A 19,410-nucleotide genomic window follows, 5' to 3' on the forward strand; every position below is an offset into this window, starting at 1 on the left:
CCGTTTATCCGATTTCCGTTGGGGCTGTGGGGCAGCTGTGCAAACTTTGCTGATTCAAACCCTCAAACAAAATGGACAACTCAACCTTGATCAGATGGGGTCTTGCCATCGGCATTCCCTTATTGTTTATCCTGCTTTACCGCATCATCCTCCGGGTCTTTTTCGGCCTGGTTATCGTGCCGGAAGACCGTATCGGCCTTGTGACCAAAAAGTTCGTGCTCTGGGGCAAACAGTCGCTGCCCGAGGGCAGGATCATCGCCACTGGCGGCGAAGCCGGCTTCCAGGCACAGACCCTGGCTCCCGGGGTCTACTTTGGAAAATGGTTCTGGCAATATGCGATCAATTTCCAACCGTTTACCATCATTCCGACGGGGAAGATCGGGCTGGTGCTGGCCCGCGACGGTGCCGAACTGGAGACGGGCGCTATCCTTGCGCGGAAGGTTCCCTGCGACGCCTTCCAGGATGCCGCTGCATTTCTGCAGAACGGCGGCCGGAAAGGGCGGCAGACCGCGATCATTACACCCGGTTCCTATCGTATCAACACTTTTCTTTTTGATGTGGAGATCACCGATATGGTGAGTGTACCCGACAATGCCGTGGGTATCGCGACGACGATGGAAGGTCAATCGCTGGGCGAAGGGCAGATCGCGGGCCGGCTCATCGGCGAACACAACAAGTTCCAGGACGCCGATCTTTTCCTTGCGAATGGCGGCTTTAAGGGCTTGCAGGAACAGGTCATCCTCGCCGGTTCGTATTTTCTGAACCCGTGGTTTGTAAAAGTGGATATGGTCAAGATGACCGAGATCCCGATCGGTTACGTAGGTGTCGTCATCTCCTTCGTGGGGGAAGAGGGGGCGGACCTCAGCGGCGTGGACTTCAAGCATGGGAATATCGTGTCCCGCGGTCACAAAGGTGTGTGGGCCGAACCGCTTGGGCCGGGTAAGTATCCGATCAACCCGTATATCCAGAAAACGGAACTGGTGCCCACCACCAACCTGGTGCTCAACTGGGCCAGTGCACGCAGTGAAGCGCATCAGCTGGATAAGAACCTATCGACGATCACGGTCCGAAGCAAGGACGGTTTCCCGTTTAACCTCGACGTGGCGCAGATCATCCATATCCCGACCACCGAGGCGCCGAAGGTGATCGCGCGTTTTGGGAATATGGTCAACCTGGTGAGCCAAGTGCTGGAGCCGACGATCGGTAACTATTTCCGCAACTCCGCACAGGACAGTGATGTCATTGCGTTCCTGGGTACCCGTAAGGAACGGCAGGAGTCGGCCAGGCTGCATATCGGCCGTGTCTTAGAGCAATACAATGTCATCGGCGTCGACACGCTGATCGGGGATATCGTTCCGCCGGACAGCCTGATGAAGACGTTGACCGACCGCAAGATCGCCGAAGAGCAAAAGGTAACCTATGAAACGCAGATGAAGGCGCAGGAGACGAGGCAGAGCCTCGAAAAGGAAACGGCTATTGCCGAGATCCAGAAGGAGATCGTAAAAGCCGATCAGGGGGTGCTTATCGCCGAACGCATTGCCGATGCTTCGGTGAAGAAGGCGACAGGTGACGCTAACAGCGTCCGCCTGCAGGCCACTGCGGAGGCCGACAGGCTCAAACTGCTGGCCGGCGGTGAGGCGGAGAAGACCCGTCTCCTGGCGAGGGCCGACGCGGAAAAGATCGAATGGCTGGCCAAAGCCGATGCGGAGAAGATCTCCCTTACCGGTAATGCGGAAGCCGAGAAGATCCTGGCTATCGGCAAGTCCTCTGCCGAATCGTATAAGCTGGCGGTGGAAGCGATGGGGGGCAATAATTTCACGCAGCTGAAAGTGATGGAGGCGATCGGCCAGCAACATATCCGTATCATGCCCGAGATACTGATCGGGGGCGGTGGCGAAGGCGGGAATGGTGCCATCCAGGGACTACTCGGTCTTCAGTTGCTGGAGCAGGTAAGAAAGAAGACGGATGAGAAGGACAATTAGGCACGGCGTGTTCCGGGCTAGCGCATGAAATAGCGGCGAAGCCAGCTCTGGGCTTCTTTCTCATCCAGCGCACAGATAGAACAGCTACTTGTAGAGTCGCCGGACGGATTCCCATCTTCCCAGTAAAAGGTTTTTGTGGAATTTGTCCGGCGATCTGTTACCCGGATGCCGGCGCTGTCGGGAGCGATCACCCAGCAGCAGCCGCCTGACTGCGGGATGCTGACGCGAAATGCTTTCCGGCCGGTGGATGCATCAGGGCCCAGCCATTGGAGTTCGGTATCCTGCTCGCTGCGGCCATGCGCATAACGGACATAGGCACGGTGATTCTCTTTTACCCAAAAGGAAAGGCTTTCATAAGTCTCGGTATCCGGTTTTCCAACAGACCAGGTAGCTACTTTGACATCCTGATCCAGCCTGCAAAGAAGGAGAACGGACACGAGCAGGAAGGGTTTGATCATGTCCCAAAATACGATATATTCGCCCATGTCCTGCTTTCGCACAATCGCTTTTTTGGGATGTTTTTTTGGGTTGATCCTCATCGGCTATGGTCAGTCGGGCGCTGTTCTTCCTCTGTCCGGTGTTCCTCATGATCTCGCGCGTCAGCGGGCTTCGATGGTGAAGGACATCCGCTATGATCTCATTTTTCAAGTATCCGCGGATAAGGAAAAACCTGTATCCGGCAACGAGACGCTTCACTTTACGCTGACGAGTCAGCCTGCATCCGCCCTTGCACTTGATTTCAAGGCTTCGCCGGATGCGGTGCAGTTGCTCCGCGTGAATGGCGAAGTCAAGCCGGTCCGGTTGGAGAATGAGCACCTGCTGATCCCTGCCGCATCGCTTCATGTGGGAAGCAATACGATCGAAGCGGCGTTTATTGCCGGCAATTCCGCGCTTAACCGAAACAGTGGGTTTCTCTATACCTTGCTGGTGCCGGACAAGGCCAGAACCCTCTTTCCCTGTTTTGACCAGCCTGATCTGAAGGCCGTCTATCAGCTGACGCTCGATGTTCCGGCGGACTGGACGGCGATCAGCAACGCGCCCCTGGCGGATCAGGTGCCCGGAGAGGCTTCCAGCCGGTTTCGGTTCAAGCCCTCCGACCGCCTCAGCACCTATCTGTTCTCCTTCGCGGCAGGTGAGTTCTCCAGCGTCACCCGAAATGTCGATGGGCGGCCCATGCGTTTTCTCTACCGGGAGACGGACAGCACGAAGATCCGGCTCAGCATCGACTCGATCTTTCGCATCGAAGGACAGGCGCTGCGGTTTCTGCAGGACTATACCGGAATCGAGTATCCTTTTCAGAAATTCGATTTCGTCGCCATCCCCGATTTTCAATTCGGCGGGATGGAACATGCCGGTGCGATCCAGTACAAGGCCAGCTCGCTTTTCCTGGATTCGGGTGCTACGCGTGAACAGCGTATCGGCAGAAGCAATCTCCTGTCTCACGAGACCGCGCATATGTGGTTTGGCGATCTGGTCACCATGTCCTGGTTCAACGATGTCTGGATGAAGGAGGTGTTTGCCAATTTTATGGCTGATAAGGTCAGTAGTGTTACCCTGCCCGACGGGAATTATGATCTCAAATTCCTGACCGATCACTATAGTGCGGCCTACAGCATCGACCGGACGGCAGGTGCACATCCGATCCGTCAGCAACTGGACAACCTCAACGAAGCGGGTTCCCTCTATGGCAATATCATCTATCATAAGGCGCCGATCGTCATGCGGCAGCTGGAGCGGGTGATGGGAGCGGATGCTTTTCGCGCGGGGCTGCGCGATTATCTGAAGGCCTATGCGGGCGGCAATGCGTCGTGGCCCGACCTCATCCGGATGCTGCAGCGTCATACCCGACTCGACCTGAAGGCCTGGAACGCCGTATGGGTCAATGGGGCCGGGCGTCCGCGAATCTCGTATACGTTGGACACCGCCAAGGGCCGGATCAGGGACCTTGTTCTCCGGCAAGCGGGGGAGGATGGCAGCGCCCGCGTCTGGCCGCAGGTGTTCGAGCTGGCGTTGGTCTACAGGGACCGGATCGAAAAGGTGACGGTAAATATGAAGCAACGCGAGGTCCATCTTACCGCTGAGTTAGGACAAAGGGCGGCGCCGGATTACATTTTGTTCAATTCGGATGGGGCGGGCTATGGTTTGTTTCCATTCGACACCCGGGGGCTTCGCTGGCTGGCCGGGGAGAAAAGCGGTCCCACGGCTCCTACGCCGCTGATGCGGGCAGCAGCCTATATCAATATGTATGAGATCCTGCTTACGGGCCACGAGATCTCGCTTCAGCAGTTTCTGCGGTTCGAGCCGATGGCGATCGCCCATGAGCCCGAGGAGCTGGATCTGAATATTCTGCTCGACCAGATGAATTCCATCTTTTGGCGTTTCACGCCGGCGGCGGCGCGGGATTCCGTTGCTCCGTGGCTGGAAGAGACGTGTTGGAGTGTGCTGCAAAATGCAAGCTCGGATAACATAAAGAAATTGCTTTTTCGCGCGTATGCCAATATTGCGCTAAGCCGGGAAGGGCAGCAACGGCTGTACGACATCTGGAAGCACCAGCAGCCGCCTCCGGGTGTAAAGCTCTCGGAAGACGACTATACCAGCCTTGCGGCGGGTTTGGCCCTGCGTGACTATCCCGGCTACCCGGCGATCCTCGAAGAACAGGGCAGCCGGATCCGGAATGGGGACCGGAAGTTGCGGTGGCGGTATCTGCAGCCGGCGCTTTCGAACGATACGGCGGTCCGGGACCGTTTTTTTTACAGCCTGAAAGCAGACACAGCCCGGCGAAAAGAGGCCTGGGTGCTCAGCGCCCTGGGTTATCTGCACCATCCCTTGCGTGTTGCTTATAGTGAGAAATACCTTGGCGCCACCCTCGACTGGCTTGAGGATATCCAGCGGACGAGTGATGTCTTCTTTCCGCAAAGCTGGTTACAGACGAGTTTCAGCTATTATCAAACCCCGACGGCCGCGGCGCTTGTGCGGCATTTCCTGCAAACCCATCCGGGGTATAATCCCAAATTGAAGGCAAAGATCCTCCAGGCTACCGACAACCTCTACCGTGCGGCCAGATTGGCGCGGTAGGCTCAAATCACGGAAGTGGGACGACTTTTTGGAAAAAAATCACGAAAGTGGGCTGACTTTTTGTAAATTTGATGCAAAAGTGGGATGACTTTTTGTCAAGTAGTTGATAATGAGGAGAAATCAATTTTCAGAATTGGAACGGTGGAAACAGTCGAGTCCCCGCAAGCCGCTGATCATTTGGGGGGCGAGGCAGGTGGGCAAGACCTGGTTGATGAAGGAGTTTGGCCGGACTCATTACCGGAAATGTGCGTATGTCAATCTCGAAAGTAATGCCGTTTTGCGCAGCCTGTTCACCACCGATTTTGACATCAGGCGGATACTCGCCGCCGTGCAGATAGAGACCGGTGTCCCGATCGACGCCGCGGACACCCTTGTTCTTTTTGATGAGATCCAGGAGGCGCCCGGAGCACTCACCTGTCTGAAATATTTTTATGAGAATGCGCCCGAATATCATGTCATCGCCGCCGGTTCTTTATTGGGCGTGGCGCTGATGGGCGGGACCTCCTTTCCCGTTGGCAAGGTTGCCTTTCTCGATCTCCGGCCGCTGGACTTCCCGGAATTCATCGAAGCGGTAGAGGGGGAGCCCCTGGCCGGGCTGCTGAGGGGCGGAGACTGGCCGTTGATCACGGGATTCAAAACCCGGTTCATCGATCTGTTGAAGCAGTATTACTTTGTCGGCGGGATGCCCGAGGCGGTGTATTCGTATGCGGAGCAGAGGGACTTTGGGGTCGTAAGGGAGATCCAGAAACGGATACTTGCCGGGTACGAACAGGATTTTGCGAAGCATCCCCCGAAGGAGATCGTGCCCCGGATCAGAATGCTCTGGCAATCGGTGCCGGCGCAACTCGCAAAGGAGAACAGAAAGTTCATCTATGGGCTGGTGAAGGAGGGGGCGAGAGCCCGGGAATATGAGCTTGCCCTGAATTGGCTGATCGACTGCGGTCTTCTTTATAAAGTGAATAATATCACAAAACCCGGGATACCGTTGAAGGCATACGAAGAGATGAACGCCTTCAAACTGTTCCTGGTGGATATCGGGTTGCTGGGGGCCATGGCCGATCTCGATGTCAAGACCCTGCTCGACGGCAACCTGCTGTTCGAAGAATTCAAGGGTGCGTTGACCGAGCAATTCGTCCTGCAGCAATTGATGGCGAAGAAGGATGCCGGCATCTTTTACTGGTCACCCGAAGGGGCGCGATCGTCGGTCGACTTTGTCGTACAGTATTGGGGAAAGGTGGTTCCCATCGAAGTAAAGGCCGCTGAGAACCTGCAGGCCAAGAGCCTGAAGGTTTATTATCAGAAATACAAGCCGACCCATTGCATCCGTACGTCGATGTCCGACTATCGCAAGGAAGAATGGATGACCAACCTGCCGCTTTATGCCATTGCGGGGTTGTTCGGCGAGATAAAATAATTTTTTACTGAGGCTTTATTGTGCTGTCGGCCGCGGCGCCTGCGGGCTTGACGATATCCAGCAACTCCACATCGAAGATGAGAGTCGAGCCCGGACCGATCATCGGTCCCGCCTGCTGATCGCCATAGGCGAGGTTGGACGGGATGAAAAGCTTCCACTTGCTGCCGACGGGCATGAGTTGCAGGGCTTCGGTCCAGCCGGGGATCACCCCATTGACGGCCAGTTCGATCGGTTGTCCTCTTTCGATGCTGCTGTCAAACACCCGGCCGTCGATCAGCGTACCATGATAATGCACCCGTACCTGGTCGGTGATGGCGGGCTTGGGGCCGGAGCCTTCTTTGATGACCGAATATTGCAAACCGCTGGGCAGGCTTACGACACCTGGTTTGTTCTTGTTTGCCGCGAGGAAGTCCAGGCCCAGTTTTTTGTTACCGGCGGACTTCTCGGACTTTGCCTTTTGCACGGAGCTCATGAGGCAGCTATTGGCCTGCTGTTCATCGAGCAGCGGCTTCGCGCCCTTGTTGACGTCATTTATGGCGCGGACGACGAGTGCCGTATTGATATTGGAAATGTTCTGCTGTTTGTAGAAGTTGGCCACGCTGACACCGATGGCGTAGCTAAGGGAATCCTGTGTCGTCCGGAGGGCAGCGTTGCTGACCATCTTTTTCTGCGCTTCGGTTTTCTGCGTCGCAGTTTTATGCGCAGCGGGGGCGGGCTTTGCGTTTTGTGCAAGACCCGCAACACCGGCAGAAAGACAGAGAGCCGAAGCAAAGATCGCTCTATACAATACCATATCGATTTTATTAAATATGAGAGGCAAAAATAGGGTTTATTGACCATATGCGGAGGGGCAATAAATCCCGGCGGACCGCGTTCCTTAACATTACTTTATAACAATTAGAGCCTACTTTTAAATCTGAAAAAAATATCCAATGATCAGAAAGCTTACTTCCCTCTTTGCCCTCGTTGTATTTTCTATTTCCATCGTAAATGCGCAAGGCCTGCTCGACAAGGCCAAAAATGCCCTCAAGGGTGGCGGAAAAGGCCTTAGCTCCGATGATATCGTGGCCGGCTTAAAGGACGCGCTAAACCATGGGACCCAGAAAAGCACGGACAAGCTATCGGCCGTCGACGGCTTCTTCAGAGATGCCGCCGTCAAGATCCTTCTGCCGCCGGAGGCGGCAAAGGTGGAAAAGACCTTACGCAGCGCCGGTTTTGGAAAGCAGGTGGATGAGGCGATCCTCAGCATCAACCGGGCCGCCGAAGACGCTGCCAAGTCCGCGGCGCCGATCTTTCTCAGTGCGATCAAGAACATGACCGTCTCCGATGGAGTAAGCATTCTGAAGGGGCCCGACACCGCCGCCACCAACTATTTACGGAAGACTACCTCGGCTCAGCTGACCGCCAAATTCCACCCCGTGATCGACAGCTCGCTGCAAAAGACGGGGGCTACCAAATATTGGAAACAGTTGTTCGACACCTATAACAAGATGCCGCTGGTGAGCAAGGTAAACAGCGATCTGCCCGCCTATGCAACGGCAAAGGCGCTGGACGGTGTATTCTACTATGTCGCCGTGGAAGAGAAGAATATCCGGACAAACCCGGCCGCACAGGTGGACGATCTGCTGAAGAAGGTATTTGGCAAATAGTAAAAAACTCTTTTATGCCAGGCCTGCCCATCGGGCGGGCTTTTTTTATATTTGTGGTTCATGCTAACGCTTTATCGGGACGCCTACAGCGGCCTTTCAAAAAATACCTGGCTTCTCTCGCTCGTGATGCTGGTCAATCGCAGCGGAACAATGGTGATCCCGTTTATGACCATTTACCTGACCCGGCCTTCCATGGGCTTTAGTATCGCGCAGGCGGGGGCCGTCATCGGCGTCGCCGGTTTGGGGTCGGTATGCGGCGGCTTCCTGGGCGGGCGGATGACCGATCGGTTCGGGTTCCATCGGGTACAAGTGGTGACGCTTGCCGGCGGCGGCATCCTGTTCCTCGTGTTGGGACAGATGCGCAGCTATCCGCTGATCTGCGGCTGTGTCTTCCTGTTAAACGTCGTGAATGACTCCTTCCGCCCCGCCAACTCGACGGCTATCGCCGCTTACAGCAAGGAGGAGAACCGGACCAGGAGCTATTCGCTCAACCGTCTGGCCATCAACCTGGGTTGGGCCCTCGGAGGCGCCGTCGGCGGGATACTGGCTTCGATCAACTATCACCTGCTGTTCTGGGTAGACGGCTGTACCAACCTGTTCGCCGCCGTCCTCATCAGCCGCTTCCTGGGAAGGGCGTCCGTTACCCCTCCTGCGGAGCAACAACGGGCCGCCACGGAACAGACCGCCTATCGGGACAAGGTCTATCTTTGGTTTATCGGCTGTACCATCCTGTTTGCATCCTCTTTTTTTCAACTGTTCTCCGTGTTGCCGGTGTATTATAAACGTACCCTGCACATGCCTGAATACATGATCGGGCTGCTGATGACGCTGAACGGACTCATCATCGCCGTCTTCGAGATGATCCTCGTCTTCCGGCTGGAGGGCCGGCGCGAGAACCTGCACTATATTTTTTATGGGGCCATGGTGGTGGGAGTCGCTTACCTGATGCTCAATATCCTGCCGCTGTCGGTGGCCGCGGCCTTCTTCTGCATGATCCTTATGACGCTGGGAGAGATCCTGGCCATGCCCTTTATGAACTCTTTCTGGGTATCCCGGACGACCCACGCGACGCGCGGACAATATGCGGGACTCTACACCATCGCCTGGTCCACCGCACAGGTGGTCGGACCTTCGGGTGGCGCGGAAATCGCGGATCATGTCGGGTTCCGCCCGCTCTGGTGGGTCGTGGGCGGCGTTTGCTTCCTGTCGGCGATCGGCTTCAGATGGCTGAAACAAAGCGGACCACAGGTCCGCTGGCCGAAGGCCAATCATTAGACGCGCAACCGGGATGGCCTAATTTCGGCGAAAGGCCACGCCCGGGGCACAAACCAATATGCGATGAGTGAGGAAAAATTACAGATGTTTCGCAACCGGCTGACAAAGGACATCCGTCATGTCGGCAAGCTGGCGCGCCGTCAGGAGGTCAGCTGCTACCGCATTTATGATCATGATCTGCCGGAATTTCCCTTCTGTATCGAACGCTACGAGGACATGCTCTATCTCGCCGAATATCAGCGACGGCATGGGATGACCGAAGACGAACACAACAGCTGGCTGGAGTCCTGTATCCCCACGATCAGCGAGATCCTGGAGGTGCCTGACGAACGCATCTATTACCGGGAGCGAAGGCGCAAGGGCGGGAGGCAGGATCAGTATGAGAAACTGGCCAGCGAACAGGAATTCTTTATCGCAAAAGAGGCCGGACTTTCTTTTCGCATCAATCTCACCGATTACCTGGACACCGGACTGTTCCTGGATCACCGGATCACGCGGGGGATGGTCCGCGACGAGGTAAAGGACAAACGGGTGCTGAACCTCTTCTGTTATACCGGCTCCTTTTCCGTTTATGCGGCGGCGGGCGGCGCATCGCAGGTGGATTCGGTCGATCTTTCCAAGACCTATCTTGCCTGGGCCGAGGCCAATATGCAGCTCAACTTCCCCGGTACGGCAGCCCACCGGTTCATCCATGCCGACGTCAAGCAATGGTTGGATGAAGCGCCGGCCGGTTACTATGATCTTGTCGTCATGGACCCGCCTACTTTCAGCAACAGTAAACGGATGAAGGATTTCCTGGATATCCAGAAAGATCATGCGGAACTGATCAATAAGACGCTGAGGGCGATGAAAGAAGGCGGGATCCTTTATTTCAGCACCAATTACCGGCGATTTCAATTAGAGCAGGAAAAAATAATGGCGGCGTCGGTAAAAGATATTACCAACGCCACCACTCCATTCGATTTCCAGGGAAAGCTGTTCCGCTGGTGTTATAAGATCGTTAAGTAAGCCTACCGGCTCATCGTGGGCAATGCGATATCCCGCTTTATCATTTCATTGCGGTCGGCCATTTCCCAGGCGGTGAAGAATACCAGACGCGCCCGCTTTTCCATGATGTCATAGTTGATCTTGTCGGGCGTATCGGTCGGTTGATGATAGTCCTTATGGATGCCGTCGAAATAAAAGATGATGGGCACGCCTTTCCGGGCAAAGTTGAAATGGTCGCTGCGATAGTAGATCATTTCCGGATCGGTAGGATCGTCGAATTTATAATCCAGCTCCAGCTTCGAGTATTTTTTATTGTTGCCTTCGCTGATGGGCTTCAGTTCGGTGGAAAGCTTGTCGCTGCCCACTACATAGACATAGTTTGTGGAATCGCCGATCTTCCGGTTGGGGTCGATGCGGCCGATCATATCAATGTTCAGGTCGGCCGTTGTCTTTTCAAGCGGGTAGATGGGATGTTCGGAATAGTATTGAGAGCCGAACAGACCTTTTTCTTCGCCGGAGTTGGCCAGGAACAGGATGCTGCGGCGGGGTCCTTTACCGGCTGCTTTTGCCTTTGCAAAGGCTTCTGCCAGTTCGAGGACGCTGACCGTGCCCGAGCCGTCATCGTCGGCGCCGTACCAGATCACGTTGCCGCGCTTGCCGAGGTGGTCATAGTGGGCGGAGATAACGAGGACCTGATCTTTCAGATCGGTGCCTTCGAGAAAACCAAGGACATCGCTGCTTTGAAGATGCAACGTGGTTTTTTTGACGCCCAGGTGGATGTTGGCCGGGTAGCTCTTCCCCCGGCTGCTGCCGTTTTGTACGGCCGCGAAGTCATTCTGTGCAATGGCTTTTGCCACGGTCTCCGTGATATAAAAGCTGTTCGGAAAGATGGCCCGTGGGAATTCCGTCATCGACATATTGCCTTTTGGCTCGCGGACATTGCGGGGGGCGTTGGCTTGCAGGATCAGGATGGCGACGGCGCCGTTCTTCTGCGCGGCTTCCTGCTTGGCGAAGGCAAATCTCCGTGCGGCTCTGCCGGAAGGCATTTGCATACCCTGGGGCAGGCCACCCAGCACCATAACGATCTTGCCTCTTACGTTGAGGTCCTTGTAGTCGTCGCGGGAGGAGTCGCTGATCCCGTATCCGGCGAATACCACATCTGCTGCGCCCATCTCGGCGGTATAGTCGCCGGTGACGGGTACAAAGAAATCGGTGTTAAAGGTAAAGGACTTGCCATTGACGGACAGCGCGGCAGATTCGAGTGAATCCTGGAAGACGGGATACTGCAGCTGGTAGTTGTCACCGTTACCCGGCTTGAGGCCGAGGTTGCGAAAATCGTTCTCTATATATGCGGCGGCTTTTCGCTGGCCTTCCGTCGCCGTTTCGCGGCCTTCAAAATCGGCGCTGGCAACGATGAAGAGATGTTTTTTCAGGTCATCCGCGGTGATGGTTTTGGCAAAAGGCCGGGGATCGGGGATCTTTTGGGCCTGGGCGGCGCCCGCAGCGCACACCGACAGCAATAGTAGAAGTTTTTTCATGGGGCCAAATATATGCGCTGCGCCCGTTACTTGCGCGCCTGCCGCCAATAAATGGATGAACGGTTGAATGAGCCTCCCCGTTACATCTCGCTCAGCTCCAGCCAGCGGAGTTCCTTGTCATCAAGCAACTGCCCGATCTCCCCGATCCGAATAGATAATTTTTGCAATTCGTCAAAAGAAGCGTCGCCGCCGTTCAGTTTTGCGGTGATCTCTTCTTTTTCCTTCGTCAAATGGGCTATTTCCTGCTCTAAAGTGTCAAATTCTCTTTTTTCTTTATAAGAGAGCTGGCGCTTTGCTGTCGCCGTTGCCGACGGAGTGGGGGCCGGTATTGCTTTGGGAGCGGGTTGTTCGTTGGGAAAGGCCGCATCCGGTGTGTTGTCCTTCTGCCAGTCGCGGTATTGGGAATAGTTGCCCGGGAAATCCCGGATGAGGCCATCGCCTTCGAGTACCAGCAGGTGGTCCACGAGGCGATCCATAAAATACCGGTCATGGGAGACGATCATCAGACAGCCCTGGTATTCGCTGAGAAAATTCTCAAGGATCGCCAGGGTAGGGAGGTCGAGGTCGTTGGTCGGTTCGTCCAGGATCAGGAAGTTGGGATTCCGGAAGAGGATGGACAGCAGGTGCAGCCGGCGTTTTTCGCCGCCGCTGAGTTTGGAGAGATAGGTGTATTGCTGTTCGGGCGGAAAGAGAAACAGGTTGAGGAATTGGGCGGCGCTGAGGGAGCCGCCGGCGGCCAGCGGGAAATGTTCGGCGATATTCTTGACGAATTCGATCACGCGCATGTCTTCTTTTACGACCAGCCCCTGCTGGGAATAGTTGCCGAAGATGACGGTTTCGCCGATATTGACCTTTCCGCTGTCGGGTGTATCGAGCCCCTGCAGGATATTGATGAACGTGGATTTGCCCACACCGTTGCGGCCGATGACGCCTACGCGCTCGCCGCGTTTGAAGGTATAGTCAAATCCTTTCAGGATCACTTTTTCGCCATAGCTTTTATACAGCTTTTTTAGTTCGGCCACTTTTCCGCCGAGACGGTTCATCTTCATCTGCAGCTCGACCTGGTTATCCTCGATCCGTTGTTTGGCCCTGGCTTCGACCACGTAAAAATTGTCCTGGCGGCTTTTGCTCTTGGTGGTACGGGCCTTTGGCTGTTTGCGCATCCATTCCAGCTCTTTGCGATAGGTATTGCGGGCTTTATCAATGCTGGCTGCGTCGTTTTCCAGCCGGGCAGCTTTTTTCTCGAGATAGTTCTCGTAGTCTCCCGTATAGACATGAAGACTGCTGCCATCCATTTCCCAGATCTCTTCGGTCACATTGTCGAGGAAATAGCGGTCGTGGGTGACGAGCAGCAGGGTGACTTTTTCCTGGTTGAGATAGTGTTCGAGCCATTCGACCATCTCCACGTCGAGATGGTTGGTGGGTTCGTCCATGATCAGCAGGACATGCTTGTGCTCGAAGCCGATATCGATCAGGGTCTTGGCGAGGGCCACCCTTTTGCGTTGACCGCCGGAGAGGGTGCCTGCGGGTTGCTGGAGGTGATGGATATTCAGCTTACCCAGTATCTGTTTGACCTTGGTGTCGAAGTCCCAGGCGTTGAGCTCGTCGAGCTGGACGATGGCGTCGGTGATGCGGTCGGCATCTTCGGCGTCGCTGGCCGCCTCATAGGCCTTGATGGCGCTGATGACGGGATGGTTGTGGTGGAAGATATTGTCGAGGATGGATTTGTCTTCGATAAAGACCGGCTCCTGCTCAAAAAGCGCCACGGTGACATCCTTATGGATCCAGACCGTGCCGTTTTCCGGGGTGTCTTTACCCGACAGGATGCGAAGGAGGGTGGATTTCCCGCTGCCGTTGCGGGCGACCAGGGCGATCTTGTCGCCTTCTTCGATATGGAATGTGATCTGCTGGAAAAGGGGTTTGACCCCATATGATTTGCTCAACCCTTCAACGGAAACATAATGCATCCGCAAATATACAACGAAAATAGACCGTCTCCAGCCAAAAGTAGACGGCCTATTTTCCTATAATGTCCGGTAAGGAAAGCTTACCGTGTGGGGGCCGAAAGGCCCCCTTTTGCCGCATAATGCGTATTAAGCTTTTACAAATTCCAGGTTGACATGAACCCGTACATCATCGCTGACGATCAGGCTGCCGGCTTCGGTGAGGCCATGCCAGGAGAGACCGAAATCCTTGCGGTTGATCTTGCCATTGACACTGATGCCCGCGCGGGTGTTGCCCCAGGGGTCCTTGATGACACCGCCGAATTCGGCATCGAGTTTGACGTTTTTGGTCACCCCGTGGATGGTCAGGTCGCCCCATAGTTCATAGGAACCGTCGTTATCCACATTCTCGTATTTGGTAGCGACGAATTTCAATTGGGCGAATTTCTCCGCGTCGAAGAAATCGGGACCTTTCAGATGCCCATCCCGTCCTTCATTTCCCGTGTTGACAGAGCCGATCTCCGCGGTGAAGCTCACCTTTGCCGTCATGAAGTCTTCGCCTTCCGTCTCAACGGCTGCGTCGAATTTTGTGAATTTTCCGCTGATGTTGGAGATCATCATATGTTTCACTTTGAATTCCACTTCCGAATGGGAGGGATCGAGTGTCCATTTAGTAGCCATAATATCTGATTTTTGAAGTTTTTAATAAACACAAAATTATGCTCAAAGGTTGTGTCTACCATTAACCTATATTAAGACTTCATGAAAAATGGTGCGCCGGTCACCAGCCGAAATAAAGCGTGACGTTGCCTACATCATGACAATAAAGGCCCTTTAAAGTTGCGGAACTGACGTTTTGCGTAAAGGCGATGCTAAAGCCGCCATGCGAGAGTACGCCGCCATAGGCAATGGAACCGACCCAATGGTTCAGCGTGGGGATGACGGGAGGCATGGGGTTGTACGCCGATTGTTGTTGTGGTGGCGGGCCGGACTGCGCCTGGGGAGAAGGGGAGGAGGAGGACTGTGGCGCGGGCAGCGGCTTGCCGGCTGCCTGTGTGTTGGGGTTGGTGGTGAAGATGCCGCCTTCGAGTAAGGCGTTGGTCAGATAGTATTGCAGTTGCGGTTTTGCAAAGGCGTAGATCTGCCAGCGTTTTCTCCCGTTGGCGTCACTGCCGGCGGCATATTGGCTGAAGAGTCCGTTGAAGTAAGGATTCATCTTCCCGATGAGGATCAGCGGATAAATGGCTGCACCGTTTTGCATCGTGCCGCCATAGACTTGTGCGCCGCCGATGATCCTGAGAACGGAACCGGCTTCGACCAGTTGTTTTTCACCGGTGATATTCAAATTCAGCAGAATAGCGTTGCCGAATTGCGTAGTCCAGCCCATGGGTTGCAGAAACCCGGTAAGATGGTGGACGAGGGACTGGGTCTGATGTGCCAGGGACAGCGGGCCCAACGCGCCCATCACGAGTTCTGTCTGCCAATCATATTTCTTCGTGGGGTTATAGGAGTACCGGGTATGTGTGGCGACGATGGCCCCGGAATAGGGATAGTCGTCAGGTTGGTAGTCGTTTTGGCTGATGTCGAGAGGCGTGTACATCAGCTGCATGATCCCCCAGCCATAAATGTCGATACTGCTGTCGCCGGCGCGGGGCGCCAGTTTGCCAAGCAGCCCATGCGGCCGGTGTGCGGGGATATAAAAAAGATCGAGCCGGGTGCCGTTTGTATAGGCATCATCCGTTGACCGGCCAAAAATGTTGATCCCGTCATTGTCTTCATATACCCGGAAGATGCGGGTAATACTATCTTTCCGGGCCGGTGCCGGAGACTGAGCCAGGGTCCGGGCCGACGGCAATATCGCCAGGCCCGCGAGGAATAGGGGAAATAGTAAAGATCGTTTCATGTCCCGTCGGTTTTGCCATTTTCGATACGATCGATGCGTTTTCCATACTATTGAATTTACTATACAAACAATTCGCCGAATGGTTGAGCTATTGGCTTACCCTGAACCGGTAATTCCCCGATCCAAGCTTTACCATTAGATAGCCTTTTTCGATGCCTTCGATCCGGACATCCTTTACGGTCGAAAGGTTATGTCCGCCTTCGGTGATCAACCCGCCTTCGGGCGCGGGGATGTAGACGGTCGATGTGGTATTGGCCGGGACCACGATGTCGACATGCAGGGTATCCTCTTCCAGCTGCCAATGACTGCTGAGTTTGCCATAACCGGTCTCGAGGTCGGCGGCGGCGGAACGGAGGCGACCGCCGGGATGCGGCCAGATCCGGCTATGGTGATAGCCGGGGTCGTCTTCATACGTGTCGATGCCTGCCACCACCCGGTACATCCAGTCGCCGATGGCGCCGTAGGCATAGTGGTTAAAGGAGTTCATTCCCGGGGTTTCGAAGGTACTGTCGGGCCGGATGCCGTCCCAGCGTTCCCAGATGGTGGTGGCCCCCATCTTGACCGGATAGAGCCAGGAAGGATAACTGTCCTGCAGCAGCAGGCGGTAAGCTACATCGGTTTGTTTAAACCGGCTGAGCACATGACAGAGATATGGCGTACCTAAAAAGCCCGTGGTCAGGTGGTAATTGTAATCCTGGATGTTCTTCACCAGCCGTTCGGCAGCCTGCTTACGCAGCGGTTCGGGCAGCATATCGAATTGAAGGGCCAGCACGTAGGCGGTTTGTGTTCCCGAGACGAGGCGTCCGGTGGGGGTCATGTATTCCCGCAGAAAGGCATCCTTGATCCGTTTGAGGAGCGCCGTGTATGTATCCACATCTTCACTCTTGCCCAGTACGCCCGCCGCGTTGATGAGCAGCTGCGTGGAGTTGGCATAAAAACACTGCGCGATAAGGTATTTGTCCGTTACGGCCGAACGGCCGTCGTTGTCATCAAAGGGCCGATAGAACAGCCAGTCCCCGAAATGAAACCCGGTGTTCCAGAGATCGTTGGGAGATTGTGCATGCATATATTCCACCCAGGCCTTCATGCTGGCGTACTGGTTTTCCAGCACCCGTTTGTCGCCATAGGCCAGGTAGAGATTCCAGGGAATGATAGTGGCCACATCGGCCCAGCCGGCGCTTGCCCCATCGCCGAGGACGTTGGGGATGACAAAGGGCACTGCTCCATTGGGGCGCTGATCAGCCGCGACATCCTTCAGCCATTTGGTGAAGAAATTATCCACCCCGCGATTGAAGGTGGCCGTGCGGGAGAAAACCTGTGCATCGCCCGTCCAGCCCAGTCGTTCGTCGCGTTGCGGACAATCGGTGGGTACGTCCAGGAAATTGCCCTGTTGCCCCCATTGGATATTGTGCTGCAGCTGATCGATCAGGGTATTCGAACAGGTGAACTCGCCCGTCTTCGGCATATCCGAATAGAGAACTACGGCGGTAAAGTCCGCGGGATCCACCGGGCCTGTCGATCCTTCCACCCGGATATAACGGAAACCATGAAACGTAAAGCGGGGTTCGAAGACCTCTTCTTCGCCGCCCTTCAGGATAAAGACGTCCTGGGCCTTCGCCCGGCGCAGGTTATCCGTATAGAAATTGCCTTCTTTATCCAGGACCTCGGCATGCGAGAGCCGGATGCTGTCGCCGGTGCGGCCTTTTATTTTTACGGTCACCCAGCCGGTGAGGTTCTGCCCGAAATCGATCACTTTCTCGCCTTTTGGCGTAGTCAGCAGCTTCGAACCGCGAATGGTCTCGTGCTTCGTCACCGGCTGATTGATGGTCGCGATGAGATTATCCTTTGGCGAGGCGGCTGTCTCGACGCCGCCCCAACTGCCGTCATTAAAGTCAGGCAGGCTCCAGTCTTTTTGTTCCTTGCGGTGATCGACGATCTCGCCGTCATAAAGTTCGGAATGCAGCACTTCGCCGAGGGAGGACTTCCAGCGGCCATCCGAGACAACGGTATCGGTGTGACCGTTCTTATACCGGATGACGAGCTGAAACAACAGGGACAGATCGCTGCCGTAGAAATTGTGTTGCTGCTCAAAGCCGATATAGCCGCGGTACCAGCCGCTGCCGAGCATGGCGCCGACGGCGTTCTTACCCGGATGGATCAGGCCGGTGACATCATAGGCCTGGTATTGGAGGCGCTTTTGATAAGAGGTCCAGCCGGGAGTAAGATAGGCGTCACCTACCCGGTGGCCGTTGAGTTGCGCTTCATACAATCCATGGGCGGTGATATAAGCTGTGGCGGAAGCGATTCCGTTGTTGGCGGTAAAAGCCGTTCGCAACAGCGGGCTTGGCTGGGAAGGTTCCTCTTTCCCTGCCGCCTGGATCCATTGGGCCTTCCAATCGGCGGGTGTGAGCAGGCCCATCTGCCAGGATGCCATCTTGCTCCATTCCGAGCTTCGGCCTTTATTGTCCCAGACTCTTACGCGCCAGAAATATTTCTTCCCGGCCTCCGGGGCGGGGCCGCCATAGTCGATGAACAGGGAATGATCGGAAGCCACTTTTCCCGAGTTCCAAACCGAGCCGCCGCCCGAGGGGCGATCGCTGACCTGGATCTCATAGGCTGTTTGCAATTCGTTGCGGTCGGGTGAGGACAATTGCCAGCTCAGACGGGGCAGTTTGCTGTCCACGCTGATGGGGTCCGGCAGATTCTCGGTCAGGAGATGCGATACGCTGACCTGCGACGAAGCGGAAAGGGCTGCAAGCAATAGGGTAGGCAATGCGAATATGATCTTCATGTCAAATGAAAATTGAACGACAAATAATTTTTATGATCACAGGATGGTCAGATTCTTGGCGCGATAGGACTGGAGCTCGGGGCTGTCGGGTGACAATTCGGTGATAAGATAATCTATTTCGTCGATGTCTGCAATCTTCATCGACATCGATGAGTTTAGTTTTTCCGAAATGGCGATAATGGCGACCTTTTCCGCCGCTTTTATCATGGCCTTTTTCACCTGTATCGTCTCCCAGTCGGAATCGGTGAGTCCGGCGCTGCTATCGATCGCATTGGTTCCCATCAGACAAAGATCGGCCCGGATGCCGGCGAGGTATTCAAACACTTCTCCGCTGACCGTCATTTGGCTATAGGTAGAGAGCTGTCCGCCGATCATGATCGTCTTGATCATCGGCTTGTCGAGGAGTTCGACCGCGGACAGGACATTTACGGTGATAAAGGTCGCCCGCAGGGTGTTGGGTATCTTCTTGATCCATTCGCGGACTGTCGTTCCGCCGCCGATCAGTACGATGATATCGTCCCTGAGCAGGGTCAGTGCTTTCTCGGCGATGATCAGCTTGCTGGATTGCGCATAGGTCTTCGCGTCATGTCCATAGTGATAGGCCGCCGACATGGCGCCTCCTTTGATGCGGATCAGCTGTCCTTCTTCGGCCAGTTCATTCACATCCCGCCGGATCGTATCCTCTGATACGTCGATCAGGTTCACCAGATCGTTATACATCAATCGCGTGTGAATATTCACTTGCTTCAGGATCAGACTTTTCCGATCTTTTTTTTGCAAGGCTACAGGCATGGAACTCGTGGGTTTTGGTTTGAACATGTCAGCTGGTGCCGCTTTCTTGGATGGATAAAGA

General features: G+C 55.1%; 14 protein-coding genes. 6 read left to right on the forward strand and 8 right to left on the reverse strand.

Translation table 11 applies throughout. From position 1 onward, the window contains the following. The first annotated feature begins 71 nt into the window (after positions 1-71). Positions 72-1,982 carry an SPFH domain-containing protein gene (locus VGM48_RS02155; RefSeq protein WP_331576064.1) on the forward strand — a complete coding sequence of 637 codons (1,911 nt, stop codon included), beginning with the start codon at positions 72-74 and terminating at the stop codon, positions 1,980-1,982. Between the two features lie 17 nt (positions 1,983-1,999). Here the strand turns inward: VGM48_RS02155 and VGM48_RS02160 are convergent, their stop codons facing one another. Continuing rightward, entirely contained in the window at positions 2,000-2,482 is a 483-nt protein-coding gene (locus VGM48_RS02160; protein WP_331576065.1) for a hypothetical protein, read from the reverse strand. Between VGM48_RS02160 and VGM48_RS02165 the strand changes: the two genes are divergently transcribed. After that, positions 2,466-5,057 (forward strand): M1 family aminopeptidase, encoded by a 2,592-nt coding sequence (locus tag VGM48_RS02165; RefSeq protein WP_331576066.1) that lies wholly within the window; start codon positions 2,466-2,468, stop codon positions 5,055-5,057. The genes VGM48_RS02160 and VGM48_RS02165 overlap by 17 nt on opposite strands. 133 nt (positions 5,058-5,190) lie before the next feature. Further along, positions 5,191-6,471 carry an ATP-binding protein gene (locus VGM48_RS02170; protein ID WP_331576067.1) on the forward strand — a complete coding sequence of 427 codons (1,281 nt, stop codon included), beginning with the start codon at positions 5,191-5,193 and terminating at the stop codon, positions 6,469-6,471. 4 nt (positions 6,472-6,475) lie between these two features. On the opposite strand, the gene VGM48_RS02175 is transcribed toward VGM48_RS02170, so the two are convergent. Continuing rightward, the gene (locus VGM48_RS02175; RefSeq protein WP_331576068.1) at positions 6,476-7,264 is read right to left on the reverse strand and encodes an FKBP-type peptidyl-prolyl cis-trans isomerase; all 789 of its coding nucleotides are present in this window, start codon (positions 7,262-7,264) and stop codon (positions 6,476-6,478) included. Between the two features lie 139 nt (positions 7,265-7,403). Between VGM48_RS02175 and VGM48_RS02180 the strand changes: the two genes are divergently transcribed. The 3 genes from VGM48_RS02180 (at position 7,404) to VGM48_RS02190 (ending at position 10,403) form a co-directional block, all read left to right on the forward strand. Then, the gene (locus tag VGM48_RS02180; protein ID WP_331576069.1) at positions 7,404-8,120 is read left to right on the forward strand and encodes a DUF4197 domain-containing protein; all 717 of its coding nucleotides are present in this window, start codon (positions 7,404-7,406) and stop codon (positions 8,118-8,120) included. Positions 8,121-8,180: 60 nt separating this feature from the next. Beyond that, positions 8,181-9,395, forward strand: a complete 1,215-nt coding sequence (locus VGM48_RS02185) for an MFS transporter (RefSeq protein WP_331576070.1) — start codon at positions 8,181-8,183, stop codon at positions 9,393-9,395. Between the two features lie 63 nt (positions 9,396-9,458). After that, positions 9,459-10,403, forward strand: a complete 945-nt coding sequence (locus VGM48_RS02190; protein WP_331576071.1) for a class I SAM-dependent methyltransferase — start codon at positions 9,459-9,461, stop codon at positions 10,401-10,403. A gap of 2 nt (positions 10,404-10,405) precedes the next feature. On the opposite strand, the gene VGM48_RS02195 is transcribed toward VGM48_RS02190, so the two are convergent. The 6 genes from VGM48_RS02195 to VGM48_RS02220 form a co-directional block, all read right to left on the reverse strand. Further along, on the reverse strand, positions 10,406-11,920 hold the full coding sequence (locus tag VGM48_RS02195; protein ID WP_331576072.1) for a M28 family peptidase: 1,515 nt from the start codon (positions 11,918-11,920) through the stop codon (positions 10,406-10,408). Between the two features lie 80 nt (positions 11,921-12,000). After that, positions 12,001-13,887 carry an ABC-F family ATP-binding cassette domain-containing protein gene (locus VGM48_RS02200; protein WP_331576073.1) on the reverse strand — a complete coding sequence of 629 codons (1,887 nt, stop codon included), beginning with the start codon at positions 13,885-13,887 and terminating at the stop codon, positions 12,001-12,003. A 126-nt stretch (positions 13,888-14,013) separates the two neighbouring features. Continuing rightward, a complete protein-coding gene (locus VGM48_RS02205) occupies positions 14,014-14,544 on the reverse strand; it encodes a YceI family protein (protein ID WP_331576074.1) in 531 nt (176 codons plus the stop codon). A gap of 100 nt (positions 14,545-14,644) precedes the next feature. Then, the gene (locus VGM48_RS02210) at positions 14,645-15,766 is read right to left on the reverse strand and encodes a lipid A-modifier LpxR family protein (protein ID WP_331576075.1); all 1,122 of its coding nucleotides are present in this window, start codon (positions 15,764-15,766) and stop codon (positions 14,645-14,647) included. Between the two features lie 88 nt (positions 15,767-15,854). Continuing rightward, the gene (locus tag VGM48_RS02215) at positions 15,855-18,557 is read right to left on the reverse strand and encodes a family 78 glycoside hydrolase catalytic domain (RefSeq protein ID WP_331576076.1); all 2,703 of its coding nucleotides are present in this window, start codon (positions 18,555-18,557) and stop codon (positions 15,855-15,857) included. A 36-nt stretch (positions 18,558-18,593) separates the two neighbouring features. Then, on the reverse strand, positions 18,594-19,349 hold the full coding sequence (locus tag VGM48_RS02220; protein ID WP_331576077.1) for a DeoR/GlpR family DNA-binding transcription regulator: 756 nt from the start codon (positions 19,347-19,349) through the stop codon (positions 18,594-18,596). Between the last annotated feature and the right edge of the window lie 61 nt (positions 19,350-19,410).

This window comes from Puia sp., from assembly GCF_036500295.1.
Classification (GTDB): domain Bacteria; phylum Bacteroidota; class Bacteroidia; order Chitinophagales; family Chitinophagaceae; genus Puia.

What these genes read in the sequence shown, in the direction of transcription:
- VGM48_RS02215 (WP_331576076.1), bottom strand. Translation starts at nt 18,557, where the DNA reads ATGAAGATCATATTCGCATTGCCTACCCTATTGCTTGCAGCCCTTTCC.
- VGM48_RS02155 (WP_331576064.1), top strand. Translation starts at nt 72, where the DNA reads ATGGACAACTCAACCTTGATCAGATGGGGTCTTGCCATCGGCATTCCC.
- VGM48_RS02220 (WP_331576077.1), bottom strand. Translation starts at nt 19,349, where the DNA reads ATGCCTGTAGCCTTGCAAAAAAAAGATCGGAAAAGTCTGATCCTGAAG.
- VGM48_RS02195 (WP_331576072.1), bottom strand. Translation starts at nt 11,920, where the DNA reads ATGAAAAAACTTCTACTATTGCTGTCGGTGTGCGCTGCGGGCGCCGCC.
- VGM48_RS02175 (WP_331576068.1), bottom strand. Translation starts at nt 7,264, where the DNA reads ATGGTATTGTATAGAGCGATCTTTGCTTCGGCTCTCTGTCTTTCTGCC.
- VGM48_RS02205 (WP_331576074.1), bottom strand. Translation starts at nt 14,544, where the DNA reads ATGGCTACTAAATGGACACTCGATCCCTCCCATTCGGAAGTGGAATTC.
- VGM48_RS02210 (WP_331576075.1), bottom strand. Translation starts at nt 15,766, where the DNA reads ATGAAACGATCTTTACTATTTCCCCTATTCCTCGCGGGCCTGGCGATA.
- VGM48_RS02185 (WP_331576070.1), top strand. Translation starts at nt 8,181, where the DNA reads ATGCTAACGCTTTATCGGGACGCCTACAGCGGCCTTTCAAAAAATACC.
- VGM48_RS02165 (WP_331576066.1), top strand. Translation starts at nt 2,466, where the DNA reads ATGTCCTGCTTTCGCACAATCGCTTTTTTGGGATGTTTTTTTGGGTTG.
- VGM48_RS02190 (WP_331576071.1), top strand. Translation starts at nt 9,459, where the DNA reads ATGAGTGAGGAAAAATTACAGATGTTTCGCAACCGGCTGACAAAGGAC.
- VGM48_RS02180 (WP_331576069.1), top strand. Translation starts at nt 7,404, where the DNA reads ATGATCAGAAAGCTTACTTCCCTCTTTGCCCTCGTTGTATTTTCTATT.
- VGM48_RS02200 (WP_331576073.1), bottom strand. Translation starts at nt 13,887, where the DNA reads ATGCATTATGTTTCCGTTGAAGGGTTGAGCAAATCATATGGGGTCAAA.